This window comes from Streptomyces sp. NPDC059166 (assembly GCF_042755185.1).
Classification (GTDB): Bacteria; Actinomycetota; Actinomycetes; order Streptomycetales; family Streptomycetaceae; genus Streptomyces.
In genome coordinates this window covers 132944-148366 of sequence record NZ_JBHZCI010000017.1, presented here as the reverse complement: position 1 = coordinate 148366, position 15423 = coordinate 132944, and the positions used below count along the sequence as shown (strand labels likewise).

Below are 15423 nucleotides of genomic sequence, written 5' to 3'. Positions count from 1 at the left end.
AACTCGATCACCACCGGGCTGCCGTTCTCATCGAGCCCCAGGGTGTCGATCCGCCCCCGGTGCCAGGGGCCAGTCGGATACTCCGATGCCAGGAAGCGGACGCCCAGCATCTGCTCCAGGCCGGTCTCGACCCGCCGCTGCAGCTCCACCTCCAGCGCCACCGTCGAGCCGGCCAGCTCGACGTCCCGTCCGTCCGCGTCCTGCCGGAACATCATCAGCTCGGCCACCAGCGCCCCCTCCCGCGATCTCTGTACCGGAGACCAATCGATCGAATGCGCCGAATATTCCGCCCGAGTTGGCTTGCACGAAGACCTCCTCGGCGGCTGAAGCTTCTGCGTCAGGACGGTTAGCCTCGGCGTTTCAGTTGGGGCTGGTGGGTGGCTGAGCAAGGTTGTTCGAGGCTGTTTCGGCCGGTGGACATGGTGAGGGCCCGACGCGGGGTCGGGTTCTCCGAGGTCCTTGAGTCGAGGGTGGGCGGGGCGGCGAGTCAGCCGGCGGGGCGAGGCAGTGCGGCCAGGCGGTGGAAAGCCGTGGCCAGTTCGTGTCGCCAGGGCCAGGTCGCCGATATTCGACAGCGGAGGCGGCGGCCGCCCCGGGTGATCCGGGCGGCGACGTGCAGGATCCGATAGCGGAGCTTCTTGGGTTCGGCAGCCGCGAGTTCGCCGTCCAGCAGCAGGACGCGGGTCCAGGCGAGGAGGTCGATCGCCGCGAGGCTGAGCTCGAGCCAGGCGGCGTTGATGTTGAAGTCACGGGAGGGGAACCGTCCGAAGCCGGTGGTCTTGCCGCACCGGATGTGGTCCTCGACGGTGGCGTGTCCGCGGTGGCGGACCTCCAGGAACTGGGCCGAGCCGGAGGTGATGGGGGTGTCGGTGAGGAAGACCTGGTGTCGCAGCCCCTCGTCCTGGTCGAACAGCGAGAGCTGGGCTCCGGGGTGGGGACGTTCCCGGCGGACGATGATGCGGGTGCCGGCCGGGTATCCGGCAAAGTCGACCGTGCCGGTCAGTTCGGCAACCTCGGCGGACTCGCGCAGCGTGCCGTCCTGGTCCAGAGCGGGGTGCCAGACCTGCTCGGGCAGGGCCCGGATCGCGTGGCGGACCGGCTCGGTGACCGCGTATCCGACCGAGAAGAAGGTGCGGATTCCGCGTGTTCGCAGGTCTCGGACGTGGGTGAGGAAGGCTTTCGCGGATCCGGCGCTGTCGGTGCGGATCAGGATGTCGGTGCAGTGCCGGTGGGCGTCGGGGATCTGTGCGAGAGCGTCGTCCGGCACCGCGATGTGATCTGCGGCGGTGTTGGCTCCGGCGTTCCCGGGCCGCAGCCGCCCGGACATGGCCTCGCCGGTGTTGGCCAGGAAGCACAGCAGGGGGTGGAAGCCGAAGCCGCCCTTGTAGGTGGGCGCGGCCGCCTCTTTCTCGGAGTGGCAGGTGATCAGCGTGGCGTCGACGTCCAGGACCAGGCCGGGCACTTCCCGTCCACCGGCTTTCGCCGCCGGGATGCCGCAGCGGGTCTCGGATGCCTGCAGCCAGGCCACTTCCCGGGCCTGAGCCCGGGCTGAGCGCAGACGGTCCAGTACACGTTTGTCGACGGCGGCCAGCAGCCGCCAGGCGGTCGGCGTCGAGGCGACCGGGCCGAACACAGCGCCCTGGTCTCGCAGCACGGCCAGATCCGTGATCGCCTCGCCGCCGTCAGCCAGCATCACCGCGAGGTCGGTGGCGATCCGGCCCGGGTCATGACCGGTGCCGCGCGGCCGAAGTGGTCTCAATGTGGTGGAGTACGCGCTGGCCAGCCCGGTGGCATCGGCGAGGTCAGCCAGCAGCCGTGCACCGGCGTGCCCCACCACCCCCGCACCGTCGGCAGAGACGTGGAGCCTGGGACGCGAACCGATACCCTGCACGTAGAAAGTGCCTTCCGCCTGGACCGACAGAACCCCTCGACAAGGTTCATCGTCCCAGCTCAGAAGGCACTTTCGCGTTCCCGCCCGTAATCCGGACGGACTCCAAGTGAAAGCGCGAGGTTAGGTCACTCCGACCTCGCCTGCTGACAGGCTCTATGTCCCGCAGCCCGGCTCCGTGCTGCGGGACATGCCCCACCAAACCTCATCGCGGGTGATCGGGCGTCTCACGACAAGAGGGCTTAGGAAGGGGCGGACGGTCGGGAGCATCCAATGATCGGCGCGTCGGATGATCAAGGGAACGCCTGATGAGCGACACCACCATCGAGCAGAGACCGGGCAGTGAGCCGTCGGCGCTCGTTCCGGTGACTGACGCGCACGGATGCATCTGCCCCCCGAACACGGCTCGGAGGAGTCGTGGCGAGCAGGCTGAGGATGAGCGAGGGTGCTTGCTGGCGGGCACCGCTACGATCCGGAATGCCTCACGGGACGACGAACAGAGTCAGGGGATGGGCGACGTGAACGAAACAGCAGTCAAGCGTAAGTTGGGTATCCCGAACTGGCGGAACCTGTCCAAGGACAAGGTGCTCAAGTTCGCGACACGGCAGCGACGCCCGAGATGGCCACCGAGGTGCGACTCAAACTCATCGAGCAGCTCCCCGCCTTCAAGGACCTGGGCAAGGCCGACATCGATGCGGATCGGAGGCCTACAAGTCCACTCTCGCAGCCGACGAGAACAGTCAGAACCACTTCTGCCGTGCTTCACAGGACCAGCGAGAGGCTCTGCGGGCTGACCTTGGTCGGGACGACCTCAGCTGGGAACAACGGGAGGCCCTCCACGACCGCCTCGATCGAAATGTGCGCCAGGTATCCGAGAAGGACAGCGAGAACAAGCAGGTCCTCGGGGCGGGGATGAAGGTGGTGGCGGTCGCTGGTGCAACCGCTCTCGTACTGAGCGTGATGTTCGTCAGTGGCAAGATCGCTGAAGCGAGTGAGGACGGTTTCGAGCAATCCCAGTAGGACTGTGACTCGCAGGGCGCGGGCCCGCCGCCCTACACGGCGCTGGACGAGGTGCTCACCGCCGAGGCGGCAGCAGGCGGGCCCGGGCCCCGCGTGTACCAACCGCTAGTCGTAGTCGCTCCACTCGGTCGCGCGGGCCCGAGCCCGCCGGACGGCGGTGCCGACTCCTTCCGTGGTCAGGGCGAACATCACGGCCGGCTCACGCAGGGCCGCTGTGATCCGGGCCAAGCCCATGGCGTCTGCTGAGGAGGGGGCGCCCTCCGTCTTCGAAGTCCTTCGCGATGCTCTTGATCGTTATGTGGTGGAGGCATGGCGTTTGGTCTCATGAGCGATGCGCGTCTGCGTGAGCGGAGTCGCTTCCGCTGCGCCCACACGATTCGCAGCCATGAACGGACGGTCTGACGGATTCGATTGGTCCGAGCACGTGTGGCACGCTGAGAGGGTGATCAGAGAACCCGCCGAGACCGCCATCAGTGAAGACGGAACCGTCGAGCTCCCCATGGGGATCATCGTCGAGGCTGGCCTGTCCGTCGGAGCGCGGCTGCTGGCGTACAGCGACGGGGACGGCAGGGTCGTCCTGCGCCGAGCGGAAGACGCCATCGACGACCTGCTGAACGGTCGTATCCCCTGATCACTTCGCGGCGTCTGCCTCCCGGCGAGCCTCGGTGACGGCTTCGATCACGAGCCGTGCCGCCTCCTCCGCGGGCACGTGTTCCCAGATCCGCAGCACTTTCCATCCGGATTCCTCCAAGAGGCGGGTCGTCTCCGAGTCACGAGCCTTGTTCTTCTGAAATTTGTCGGCCCAGAAATCCCGGTTCGTCGCAGGTGTGCTTCGGTGTTCCGGACATCCGTGCCAATAGCAACCGTCGACGAAGACCGCCACTTTCGCCTTAGTGAACACCACGTCCGCTGTACGTCGGAGGGACGGCAACGGTCGAATCGACACTCGAAACCGAAATCCTGCGCGGTGCAGTAGAGAGCGGAGTCGCAACTCGGGCTTCGTGTCCCTCGCCTTGTTCGCCCGCATCGACTTCCGGGAGCCTGGCGATGACGCCCACGAACCCGCAGGGATCGACCTGTCCGCGAGCAACCCGGTGGCGCGGGCCAGTCGCCATCCCTCACGCAGGTTCGCCGCGCGAGTGGGGCGGTCGACTTCGCCCAGAGGGATGCTGGTCGCTCGGCCGTCGACGGACCACCGGAGTGCGGCGGTCACACGTGTGCCGCGGGCGGTTCGGCGCAACACGATGCTCGCGGGCCGCAGGTCACCTCCGCCGACGTCCACCAACCGGCGGTCGGGCCCGCCAGCGCTGCGTACCTGTTCACGTGCCCGCTGGGTTCTGTCGAGCCCGGGGCGCGCACGCCAGGAGCGGTCGGACACCACTTTCTCTCGCACTCCGCGTGTGCCCTTTCCCACCACTGGTCTCAGCAGTTCGTCGTAGACCGACCTCCGACGATACGGCTCCATTCCATGACGTGGCCGTGGCAAGGTGCCGACTCGCGCCTTCAGGCCGAAACAGGGGCCGGCGCGACACGCTGTTGGCGTAGTAGCGTTCCTCTGAGGTCTGTGTTGTCCAGGGTGTACCTGGCCGGCTAGAGTGCGTCCATGGCCGCCGACACCGACCCCCCGACCAGCAGATTTAGCTCGACCGACGATGACGTGCTCTCGTCCGGTCGCTTCCGCATGATCGACCTTTTCGCGGGGTGCGGCGGTCTGACCAAGGGATTCGTGGACGCCCGGCACGACGGTCGAGCTGTCTACGAGCCGATCGCCGCAGTCGAGATTGACCCCGCGGCGGCCGCGACTTACGCGGCCAACTTCGGTCCGCACGTCTACCAGGGCGATATCACGGCCTGGGTGCGGAGGAAGGGCGGCATCCCTCGTGCGGACATCGTGCTCGGTGGTCCGCCGTGCCAGGGCTTCTCGCGCCTCGGCAACCAGGATCCGTCGGATGAGCGGAACCAGCTCTGGCGCCAGTACCTGGCGGTCGTCAACGAGGTGCGGCCGAAGATCTTCGTGATGGAGAACGTCGACGCCTTCAGGAGGTCCCCCGAGTTTCAGCTGCTGATCGATGAGGCGACCCGGCCTGGAGGGCTTCTCAAGGACTACATCATTCGCCACGAACTCATCAGCGCCGATGAGTACGGTGTTCCGCAACGCCGAAGGCGGACCATTCTCCTCGGAGCCCGTAAGGACCTTGTGGCTCCCGGGTCGGGTGAACGGCTCGAAGAGCTGTCCGAATATGAACTCCTGAACCTCCTCTTCCCAGCCCCCCGTCAAGATGACCCGGTTACGGTATGGCAGACGATCTCGGATCTCATTCTGAAGAAGCTCGATTCCCAATTGCCTGAACGCGCAATGATGATCAATGGATCCTCTATTCAGGGTCCATTTCGCATGGGCGAGCTTCATCTTCGTCGGAACGGCATTACGGAGCACTCGCTGAAGCGTTATTCTCATATCCCGGAGGGTGGGAATCGTTTCGATATTCCCCACCATCTCCTCTCCAACTGCTGGAAGAAGCACAAGACGGGGTCCGCAGACGTGATGGGCCGTCTGTACAGGGATAAGCCGTCAGTGACCATCCGAACCGAGTTCTTCAAGCCCGAGAAGGGGCGCTATCTCCATCCGTGGCTCCACCGCCCCATCACGCACCTGGAGGCGGCTCTACTACAGAGCTTTCCGATGGACTTCAAATGGTGCGGAACCCGGAACGAGATCGCCCGACAGATCGGCAACGCCGTCCCAGTCGCCCTGGCGCGCGTCATCGCCGAACACCTCACACCGCTTCTCCTGGCGCAGCCGGTCGAGTGTCCGACACCGCGGGTGGAGCGGGACCGGCGTCGCGAGGAACGTGTTCTGGTGGAGGCCTGACCGCGTCGACGGCTGGGCGTGAGCGAGATGGAGTGTCGACCGGCCCGGGCTGAACCCGGGCGTCTGTAAAGCGCATCGGCTCGTCGCGTACGGTGGACGAAGCGTCCCCCCTCCGCGCGATGTATCGAGCTTCGTACGTGATCGGGAGGCGGATCGACTGATCCAGGCCTTCCTGTACGGTCGTCTCGTCGTCGCCTCGATCAGGGTGTCCGCTCCGGCCGAGGCGAGGTGTGGTGGGGGAAAGGGGACCCGTGAACGAGTTCGACGCGCAGTACGACGCCTTCCGGAAATTGATCAAAAGCCAGACACCGGAGCAGGCGCTCAGTACGATCAGGCTTTTCGGAATGAGCGACGATCTCGCCAAACGTATCGCCGAGCGTCATCAACGGGAGACCATCGAGATTCGGGACAAGCGGCAGCCGGGATCGGTGGTCCGCAACAACCGTGAGACCTGGTACGTGGGTCCTCAGGACGGTGACCGTTGCTGGCCAGCGTTGCATGACCTTCTGAAGCGCGAGTCGTCCTGGGACGATGACGGGCTTCGGGATCTGGACGCCGCATCCACCAAAGTCGTCTCCATGCTCGATCACCCGATGGAGAAGTCGTTCTCCACCCGCGGCCTGGTCGTGGGGTACGTGCAGTCGGGTAAGACCACCAACTTCACGGCTCTGATCGCCAAAGCCGCAGACGCCGGGTACAAGTTCTTCATCGTCTTCGCGGGAATCCACAACGGCCTCCGCCGGCAGACACAGATTCGGCTGGAACGTCAACTCGTCGATCCCGTCATCGACCAATGGCATCCGCTCACAGGTGCGGAGGGCGACTTCGAACCGCCCGCCGGCAACCCGGCAGCATTCTTCACCTACAAGAGCCAACAGCACGTCCTCTGCGTGGTGAAGAAGAACGTGCCGCGGCTCACGAAGCTGAAGGAGTGGCTCGAGAAGGCACCCGACTACCTGAAGAACTGCCCGACGCTCATCATCGACGACGAGGCCGACCAGGCCAGCATCGCGTCCAAGCGGACGAACCCCTTGATCCGCGAGATCATCGACCTCTTCCCACGCGGCGGCTACATCGGTTACACCGCGACCCCGTTCGCGAACCTCCTCATCGACCCGACGGCCAAGGACCTCTATCCCGAGGACTTCGTCGTCAATCTCCCCAAGCCGCGTGGGCATTTCGGCACAGAGGTCCTCTTCGGCCGGGAACCGCTCGACGGTGAGGACCCCCAAGACGTGCCGGACGGATACGACATGATCCGTATCGTTCCGGAGGAGGAGATCTCGCTCGTCAAGCCCGGTCGTGACGAGATTGAGGGCTTCTCTCCGGAGATCGACGGAGCCCTTCGCACCGCCGTTCACTACTTCTGGCTGGCCACCGCCGCGCGCAGAGTGCGCGGACGAGGAGTCCCGCACTCGACGATGCTCGTCCACACCAGCGTCAGCACCCTGGTCCACGAGAGTTTCAAGCGACCTCTTGAGCGTTTCCGTTCCGCGTTCTCGGAGCTACTCCGGGCCGAAGACACCTCCCTACTCGACGAGCTGCGCGATCTGTGGGACGAGGAGACTGCCCGTGTGCCGGGAGAGGAGCCCGATTTCGGGGAGGCGAAGGTGCCCTTCGAGTGTCTTCTCCCGAAGCTGGCTGGTGTCGTCGACGACTGCCGGATCGTCCTGGACAACTCGAAGAGCCTCGAGCGTCTCGACTATGAGACCGGTCCGGTAGTGGCCATCGCGGTCGGAGGGAACACCCTCTCTCGCGGCCTGACCCTTGAGGGCCTCGCGGTCAGCTACTTCGTCCGCGGTGCCTCGACCTATGACACATTGCTTCAAATGGGCCGTTGGTTCGGGTTCCGTGACGGCTACGCAGACTTGCCGCGCATCTGGATGACTGAAGAACTGCGTGAGTGGTTCCGCCACATCGCCACCGTCGAGTCGGAGATGCGTCGGGACATCGAGCTCTACATGGTCGAGGACAAGACTCCGCTGACCTTCGCAGTCCGTCTCCGTAATCACCCCGCACTCCGCATCACGGCCGCGGCGAAGATGCGCGACGCGGTCAAGGCCAGTGCGTCCTACGGAGGCCAACGAGTCCAGACCAGCTACTTCCGCACAGACGATTCCGAGTGGCTGCGCGGCAATCAGGCTGCGGCCGGCAAGCTCGTCGACCGAGCCCTCAACATCGCCGGCGCCCGGCACGAGGACCTGTCCGGCGCGGGCCGCCACGTGTTGCGCGACGTTCCGTACGACATGGTTCTCGACTTCCTCGAGGACTACCGCTTCCACGAGAAGTCGATGGACTGCGATGCGGGACTGCTTCGCAGTTACGTCGAACGACGGGTCAAATCCCGCCGGGGCGGAGCCCTGAAGCGGTGGAACGTCGCAGTCATCGGTAATCCACTCAGCGGTTCCCCTGAAACCAGGTACGAGTTCGCCACCGGAGTCGCAGTGGATCGCGTGTTCCGCGCGAAGCTCCCGAGTGGTCCCGACGCCGCCAACATCAAAACGCTCATGAGCCGCAGGGACGCGGGAGTCGACCTCGACCTGAGCACGCTCGACGAGGTTACCGAGGGTGCGCTCAAGCAGGCTCGTCGGATCCAGTGCCCGGAGACCGCCCTCCTGACTCTCTATCCGATCGACAGGGTGTCACCCACCAAGCGTCCCCGCCGAGAGGCGCTGGACGCGGTCGATCACGTCATCGGGCTGGGGCTCGTCTTCCCGGTGGCCGGGGGAGAGGACAGCGAGGTCGAGTGGTATAGCGCGGATCTCTCGAACGTGGTCGTCGAGGAGGACGAGTTCGGTGTGCTGGGCAGTGACGAGCTGGAGATGCTGCTCGAGGACGACGCCCGGTGACCACGACCGACCTTCGTATTGTGCTGGAGGACCACTGGGACCGGCTCGTGACCGAGCCGGTTTCCGTCGGCCACGTGTTGAGGACCTCCGCTCTGCCGGTGGTCACCGCTCAGGGGCCGCTCCTGGTGGCGGTCGACCGCGAGGGACTGCGGCACCTCCTGGTGCCGCTCAAGGCACGACAGCGTCTAGCCGTCGGCTCGGTCAGTGCGTCGCTCCGGATAACGGAGCGCCCGCTCCAGGACGAGGACGGGTACGGGCGTTTCGCCGACATCACGTGCATGAGCCGTGAGCTCGACGACGTCTTCACCGGCCTCTGCCGGGACGTCCTGGTAGCGGTCGAGGCTGACGGCGACCGTCCGTACCGGACCGCTCGTGCGGTGGTCGAGCGCTGGAAGCTACTCTTCAGAAGAGGGCCCCGTTCTCTGACATGGGAGCAGACGGTGGGGTTGTTCGGTGAACTCCAGGTCCTGGTGCGCTTGCTGGAGGGTGATCCCGGTGCCGTGCGTCACTGGGCCGGGCCCGCTGGTGGGCGACACGACTTCACCGACGGCCTGCACGCTGTGGAGGTGAAGAGCACCGTCACGAACTCGGAGCGTCGAGTCTTCGTCGTCCACGGGCTGGACCAGCTGGAGGCGCCTGAGAGAGGGGATCTCCTGCTCGCCTGGCAGCGCTTCGAGCCACACCCCGGAGGCAGCACGCTCGATGAGCTCGTCGCCCGTGCGGTGGACCTGTGTGACGATCAGTCCGAGTTGCTATCCGGGCTCGACTCCGTCGGCTACCGTCCGTCCGCCCAGCAGGACCAGGACGGATTGAGACTGTCCCTCGCCGAGGACCGCTGGTATCGCGTCGACGAGGACTTCCCTCGGCTCACCACGGCCTCGATGCACACCGGAGCGGTCCCGGCCGGGGTTCTCGACGTCCGATACACGGTCGACTTGGCCGGTACCCGTACGAGTCCTGTCGACGAGGCGACGGTCCGCGACCTCCTCGGACGTCTAGGGGAGACGACGTGATCAGGTCGCCACGGTGGCTGTCCGAAGTGTATGGGCCCGGAGGCGGCGGAGCGGCGGAAGGCATGCTCCGGCATCTGGACGCCACTGAGATGGACCCCGTGTCGCTACTGGTCCGCGAATCGGCTCAGAACAGCTGGGACGCTCGGATCGGAGACGGACCGGTCGACTTCCGGATCGGATTGCGCACGCTCGGTCCGAGCGAGGCGCCGGTGTGGCGTGAACTCCTTTCGGAGAACGCGCCCTCCGTCGAGCATCTCCGGCTGCGCTCGTCACTCGCCCGTCCCGTCGTCCGCGTCCTGACGGTGACGGACACGGGCACCAAGGGGCTCGGCGGACCGACTCGCGCAGACGTCGTTTCCGACGGCGAATCGGACTTCGTCTCCTTCATCCGCAAGACCGGCAGTTCCCAGGATCTGAGCAGCCGCGGCGGAACCTACGGCTACGGCAAGGCGGTCTTCCACCTGGTCTCCAGACCGCACACCGTTCTGGTCCACACTCGTTGCCGGGTCGGCCTTCGGTACGAGACACGCCTTATCGGCTGGGCCGTCCACGAGAGTTACAACACGGACACCGTCGACGGCCCGAAGACCTTCACGGGTCGACACTACTGGGGGCGCGTGCAGGACGGCTACGTCGAACCTCTGGTGGGGGAGGAGGCCGACGAGGTCGCCCGGAAGCTGGGCTTCAAGGCGTTCCCGGTGGACGGCACCGGCACCACCGTCGCGATCGTCGACCCGGATCTCGGGGAGCGTGATGATTCTGAGGCGATGCAGTGGATCGTCGAGGCCATGATCTGGAACCTCTGGCCCAAGATGCTGCCCGAGGGCGGGGACGCTCCCATGCGGTTCACCGTCACCCATGACGGAGTCGAGGTCCCCGTTCCCGGCCCTTCGGATGTGCCGCATCTTCGCCCCTTCCTGTGGGCTCACGGGGAGATGGACCGCGTCGTCGAGCACAAGAGGTTGGGACGGACTCTCGGACGTATGGGCGTGCGCAAGTTCATCGCGCCCCCCGGACCTCCGCCGAAAGCCGCGCAGGAGGCGGGCGTGGGGGACCGGCTGCACCACACCTGTCTCATGCGTCCGGTGGATCTCGTGGTGCGGTACCTCGCGGGCCCACCCTTCTACGAGGAGCACGGCGGATATGCGGCGGTCTTCAGGGCGGACCCCGGGATGGATCGAGTGTTCGCCGCTACCGAACCCGCTAGCCACGACAACTGGATGGCCGACAGGCTGCAGGGAGAGGACCGCCTGCTGGCGAAGCACGCTCTCAGGAGGATCGGCGATGCGATGAAGGAGGCCTCTGCTCCGACCGCGGTAGTCAACACCGCTGGCGACGGAGTCTCCTTGGCGGGTATGAGCAAGCTCATGGCCGGGCTCATGGCGGGCGCTCCGGGCCAAGGCGGTTCAGCCGTCTTCGCCGCAGCGCCTGACGCCAGTCCCGCCGGTGCGTACGGGCGATGGTCGGATGCGGGACGTCCAGCTGATGGCGAGGGTTCAGGGGCGGCGGATCGGAGCGGGCCCGGGGGCCAGAGGAGACGCGGAGCACGGTTGCGCTACCTGGGCGACCCTTTCCACGACACCGCGGAAGGGAAGACGGTCCTCGTCCAGCGCTTCGAGCTCCTCGACGTCGGCGACCAGGCGGTCCGAGCTCGACTGGCCGTGGCTCTCAGCGGCGCACTGGGAAGAGAGGGCGAACCGCCCAAGGGCGCGTCCGTCCCCACCGTGCTGGGGTGGCGGTCCGACACGGGAGAGGTTCGCACGGTTGCCGAACTCCACGTGGCGGGAGAGGACGGCAGGATCTGGTCTCTCGTGGTCCGCCCGGCCCCCGACACCGTCACCGATATCGCCGTGACCTCCGAACGGAAGGACGGGTCGGGGTGAATCGTCGCGCCTACCCCTATAGACGCCCTCATCCAGACGCCGCCACCACCGACGGCTGGCTCCTCAAGCAGATCGACGGGGAGGGCGTGCCACTCCCGCCCTCGGTGGTGGACTGGGACTACCAGCGGGATCTGGACTTCGAGTGCACGGTGGACGTCGATCTCGACAAGGTCCGAGAGACCGCGGCGCTGCCGCCCGAAGCCGAACTCGCTCTCACGGTCGTCTGGAATTCGTCCGGTTCGGGACTGCGCCTGCTCGCGGTGGACAGACCACTACAGGGCGGGGGGACCCGATCGGTACATCTGGCCTTCACCGTTCTCGGCAGGGAGAGCGGCGGCGTGCTGTCGATTGAGACCCAACTCGTTCTGCGGAAGCACCTGGACAACCCCTACCCGACCGGCCCTCATCGGGCCGGCTCCATCCTCTGGCAGCAGATAGCCCGGATCCGTCTGCAGGGCGATGCCTCGCAGTTCCCGATGGCCGTCGTGGACTTCAAAGGCACGGGCTACCCCGAGAACGCCCCCTGGTATCTGGACATCGGGTCGAATCTCGAGGCGGCGACCATGGGTGCGGTACTCCTGCTCGTCAACAGCAGGACCCCGCTCGTCCTGGAAGCCGTGCGCAAGGCGGAAAGGGCGACACATGCTGAGAAGTTGATCCACTCGGCACTCCGCCAAGACGTCGTGCGCCTCATGATCGAGCACGCCATCGGCAACGAGGACCTGGACGACGGATCGAGATTCGAGGCGGACACCCTCGGTCACACTCTCCTCGGAGTGGTCCGCGGTCATCTCCCCGACATGACTCTGGCCGCACTTCGCAATATGCGGCGCAGCGACCCGTCCCTGCTCGCGGCCCGAGTGCAGAGCGCCGTCGGGCTCTTCGCCAAGGAGGCGTGATGGTCTACCTCTTCCCTCGCCTTCTCCCCGGTGCTGCCGGGAGTCTGCGGGAGGCGTATCTCGGAAAGTCGGCGGAGGAGCTGAGAAGCCGTGCGGACCTGTCCCATCCCGCGATGTTCTACGCGGCTACGGGTGGCGTCAGGCTGCCCGTGAAGCGGCTGGAGGACATACGCGCCGAGATCCTTCGATTGGCTGGGGATCGGGGTTTCCCCGTCCCGCACAACCGTAGACAGGCAGCCACCTTCGACATCGCGGTCGCCGAGGTTCTGCACAGGGATTCGGGGATCATCCCGGCGGAGGCCGTAGCGGGTGATCTGTGGGCATTCCTCTCCCTGGTGCTGATGCCGGACGTCGCCGCCTGGCGTTACTCCGACCTCCACCGCGATCGTGTCCTGGGCACCGACGTCACCCGGCACGTCTTCGGTCGGCTCTGGTGGCGGGCCCACCTCGTCCACAACGGTGAGACCGAGGAGGAGGATCTCTACGCCGCCCTGCACATCCTGGGTGAGTCGGCCTTCGACCAGATCTACGCTCGCCGCACGTCCATCGGCGGCAGCCCTGCGCTGGTACGCGGCATCCTCAGAGTCTGGGAGGGGATCGACGTGCCCCGAGACGAGGTGAGGGAGCGTGACCTCCTCCGGGACCTCCTGATGAGGGTGTTGAGGCTCCAGGCTTTCGTCTCGTTCGAATCGTTGACGGCGGACGATCTGGATGAGGAACTCGCAAGACTGGCCGACGAGTCGCTCAGAGCGCTGACCGGTCGCGCCTGACGACGGCGCTCTCGCCCCGCGAGGTCTGCTCGCACTTGTGGGGAAGCAGTACATCGGCGGTACCGGCGCCTGCCGGCCAGTGGTGAGAGGAGTGTGCGTGTGGGTAGGACGATGCGGATCGGAGAGGTCCTCCGCTACACCAGCGAGAAGGACTCCACGGTGGCAGTCATCGACGGATGCCCGAACTTCCACTTCCTGACGGACAGTCCGGGCCACCTGCGAGCCCTCCTGGAAGCCGGGATCAACGGTATGCGCAGGGTGCGGACCGATGACGGCGAACGCCGACCGGCCATCCTCATCCGGTCCAGCCCCTGGAAGGCCGGCAGCGTGCAGACACCCTGGCACGACGTGTTCGACCTGGAGAACGGTCACGTCCGCTACTTCGGGGACCACAAGGCGGGATCGCCGGGGCCACCGGACGGAAGTAAGGGGAACGCGGCGCTCCTCGACGCCTTCGAGGGCCACCAGGCGCCCACGGCCGAAGGTCGTGCCAAGGCGGTGCCGCTGCTCCTCTTCCGATCCGTGACGAAGAACGGCAAGCCCAAGGGACACGTCGAGTTCTGCGGCGTGGGCGTCATCGAGCGCGCCGAGCGAATCGTGCAGTGGGCCGGCCGGGAGCGCACCACTTTCACCAACTACGTCTACGACATCGCGGTGATGAGCCTCACGGCGGAGGATGAGAGGCTCGACTGGGACTGGATCACCGCCCGCCGTGACGGCGTGGCGGACGCCGAGGTCCTCGACATCGCACCGAAGGCATGGCGGGAGTGGGTCGAGCACGGTCATGGCGCGCTTCCCCGGGTGCGGCGACGCGTGGCCCGCTCGAAGGTCGAGAAGGTCCGAGAGCAGCGCCCGGTGCCCGGGAGCACCGAGGAGAGGGACCTCCGCCGCGTGTACGAGCACTTCGACGGTCGCAAGCACGACTTCGAAGTCCTCGCCTCGTCCGTGGCCGCCCGCATCCTCCGGCAGGGCGGTCACGCGTACCGCGAAGGATGGCTCACCCGCCTCTCAGGTGACGGTGGAGCCGACTTCGTCGGGAGGCTCGACCTCGGGACCGGCTTGTCGGGCACCAGTCTGGTCGTGCTGGGACAGGCCAAGTGCATCCTGCCGGCGAGTAACGTCTCAGCGGAACAGATCGCCCGTGTGGTCGCGCGCCTCCGCCGTGGTTGGATCGGCGTCTACGTCACGACCGGTTCCTATTCGGAGGCGGCTCAGCTGGAGATGGTCGAGGACCAGTATCCGGTCCTCCTCGTCAATGGGCGAGATCTGGTCCGTGAGATCCGCGCCATGGCGCGTGACGACCACGGGGGCGACCTCATGGCCTGCGTCGAACACCTCGTCGACCATCGTGCCGTCCCCGTCGCTCACAGGAGACCCGAGGAGATCCTTCTCCTGTGAGAAACGCGGCGACTCCCTGTGCGGATGGCTGTATCGTCCATACCCTTGTGAGGACCGGGTCGTGTCGGAGCATTCGATGAGGACGGTGGCGTGTGCACAGTGGTCGGCTCTTCGATCGCATCACGAGAGGCCGGCGTGATGAAAGGCTCGTAGGTGTCGAGCAGTCGATCGGCTTTCTCGGCAGGGGCCGGTGATACCGGACAGCGGCGAGCCGATCCATTCAGACGTGCCCGCGGGCACCGCATTCTGGACACCGGATCCAGGAGAGTTGGAAGAGCTTGAATCGATAGGCTATTTCCATGACGTCTGGTTGCTTGGTTATGTCGAGCGTCACGAGGCGGCGGCCGTCGCACGGGGGGAGCGAGAGCTCGTCCAGATGGCGGACCGCTTCGCTCGCGATCACGAGGAATTCGAACGAATTCTCATCGCATTCGAGTACTCGGATACGGATTCCATCCCGGCGAGGATCATGAGCGTACCGGGAGCTGACGAGCTGTTCGGGTACGCCGATTCGCCGGGCTACGTGGATCTCGGTGGGTTGGAGACCGGGGTCGCCGGGTTGTCGTACGCCCTCGCGGCAGTCGGGTGCACCCCCGCTGCGAGTTGTAGGTGGCATCCCGGCCCTCGTTCCTGGGCCCCTAATCCCGTCGTCTACCTTGCAGCGGATCGTCCTACCGTCGAGTGGATACAGCCCCACGTCAGAGCGGCCGGATGCGGCTTCGGACTGGACGCGAACCGCCCCGAGCTTCTGGTTCTGGGCGGTCCGTCCGTCGCGAACACCATGGAACTCGCACGACGCCTGATCGAGGCTTGACTCCTAACGCCTCGTGG

The 15423-nt window shown here is 66.1% G+C and carries 13 protein-coding genes and 1 pseudogene; 10 read left to right on the top strand and 4 right to left on the bottom strand.

Features of this window, described 5'->3' with window-relative positions:
• Both ACFXOA_RS15640 and ACFXOA_RS15635 read right to left on the bottom strand, forming a co-directional pair.
• Nucleotides 1-227 (bottom strand): annotated as a pseudogene (locus ACFXOA_RS15640) (hypothetical protein); the annotation flags it as partial.
• 260 nt (nt 228-487) lie between these two features.
• The gene (locus ACFXOA_RS15635) at nt 488-1921 is read right to left on the bottom strand and encodes an IS1380 family transposase (RefSeq protein ID WP_385027522.1); all 1434 of its coding nucleotides are present in this window, start codon (nt 1919-1921) and stop codon (nt 488-490) included.
• A gap of 825 nt (nt 1922-2746) precedes the next feature.
• Between ACFXOA_RS15635 and ACFXOA_RS15630 the strand changes: the two genes are divergently transcribed.
• On the top strand, nt 2747-2908 hold the full coding sequence (locus ACFXOA_RS15630; protein WP_385027502.1) for a hypothetical protein: 162 nt from the start codon (nt 2747-2749) through the stop codon (nt 2906-2908).
• Nucleotides 2909-3013: 105 nt separating this feature from the next.
• On the opposite strand, the gene ACFXOA_RS15625 is transcribed toward ACFXOA_RS15630, so the two are convergent.
• Nucleotides 3014-3142: a hypothetical protein gene (locus ACFXOA_RS15625; protein ID WP_385027500.1), complete on the bottom strand. Its 129-nt coding sequence runs from the start codon at nt 3140-3142 to the stop codon at nt 3014-3016.
• A 208-nt stretch (nt 3143-3350) separates the two neighbouring features.
• Between ACFXOA_RS15625 and ACFXOA_RS15620 the strand changes: the two genes are divergently transcribed.
• On the top strand, nt 3351-3539 hold the full coding sequence (locus ACFXOA_RS15620) for a hypothetical protein (protein ID WP_385027497.1): 189 nt from the start codon (nt 3351-3353) through the stop codon (nt 3537-3539).
• On the opposite strand, the gene ACFXOA_RS15615 is transcribed toward ACFXOA_RS15620, so the two are convergent.
• Complete coding sequence (locus tag ACFXOA_RS15615; RefSeq protein WP_385027494.1) at nt 3540-4373, bottom strand: very short patch repair endonuclease; 834 nt, start codon at nt 4371-4373, stop codon at nt 3540-3542. It abuts the gene before it with no gap.
• A 138-nt stretch (nt 4374-4511) separates the two neighbouring features.
• Here ACFXOA_RS15615 and ACFXOA_RS15610 point away from each other — a divergent pair, with 138 nt between their 5' ends.
• The 8 genes from ACFXOA_RS15610 (at nt 4512) to ACFXOA_RS15575 (ending at nt 15406) form a co-directional block, all read left to right on the top strand.
• Complete coding sequence (locus ACFXOA_RS15610; RefSeq protein WP_385027491.1) at nt 4512-5780, top strand: DNA cytosine methyltransferase; 1269 nt, start codon at nt 4512-4514, stop codon at nt 5778-5780.
• A 251-nt stretch (nt 5781-6031) separates the two neighbouring features.
• Nucleotides 6032-8629, top strand: a complete 2598-nt coding sequence (locus tag ACFXOA_RS15605) for a Z1 domain-containing protein (protein ID WP_385027488.1) — start codon at nt 6032-6034, stop codon at nt 8627-8629.
• Nucleotides 8626-9642: a PD-(D/E)XK motif protein gene (locus ACFXOA_RS15600; protein WP_385027485.1), complete on the top strand. Its 1017-nt coding sequence runs from the start codon at nt 8626-8628 to the stop codon at nt 9640-9642. Before ACFXOA_RS15605 ends, ACFXOA_RS15600 begins: the two co-directional genes overlap by 4 nt.
• A gap of 62 nt (nt 9643-9704) precedes the next feature.
• Nucleotides 9705-11525, top strand: coding sequence for a hypothetical protein (locus ACFXOA_RS15595; protein ID WP_385027482.1), 1821 nt, complete (start codon nt 9705-9707; stop codon nt 11523-11525).
• Nucleotides 11522-12424, top strand: coding sequence for a hypothetical protein (locus ACFXOA_RS15590; protein ID WP_385027479.1), 903 nt, complete (start codon nt 11522-11524; stop codon nt 12422-12424). Before ACFXOA_RS15595 ends, ACFXOA_RS15590 begins: the two co-directional genes overlap by 4 nt.
• Nucleotides 12424-13194, top strand: a complete 771-nt coding sequence (locus tag ACFXOA_RS15585; protein ID WP_385027476.1) for a DUF6339 family protein — start codon at nt 12424-12426, stop codon at nt 13192-13194. The genes ACFXOA_RS15590 and ACFXOA_RS15585 overlap by 1 nt, the downstream gene beginning before the upstream one ends.
• A 99-nt stretch (nt 13195-13293) precedes the next feature.
• On the top strand, nt 13294-14592 hold the full coding sequence (locus tag ACFXOA_RS15580; RefSeq protein WP_385027473.1) for a restriction endonuclease: 1299 nt from the start codon (nt 13294-13296) through the stop codon (nt 14590-14592).
• Nucleotides 14593-14860: 268 nt separating this feature from the next.
• Nucleotides 14861-15406 carry a hypothetical protein gene (locus ACFXOA_RS15575; protein WP_385027470.1) on the top strand — a complete coding sequence of 182 codons (546 nt, stop codon included), beginning with the start codon at nt 14861-14863 and terminating at the stop codon, nt 15404-15406.
• Nucleotides 15407-15423 lie beyond the last annotated feature (17 nt).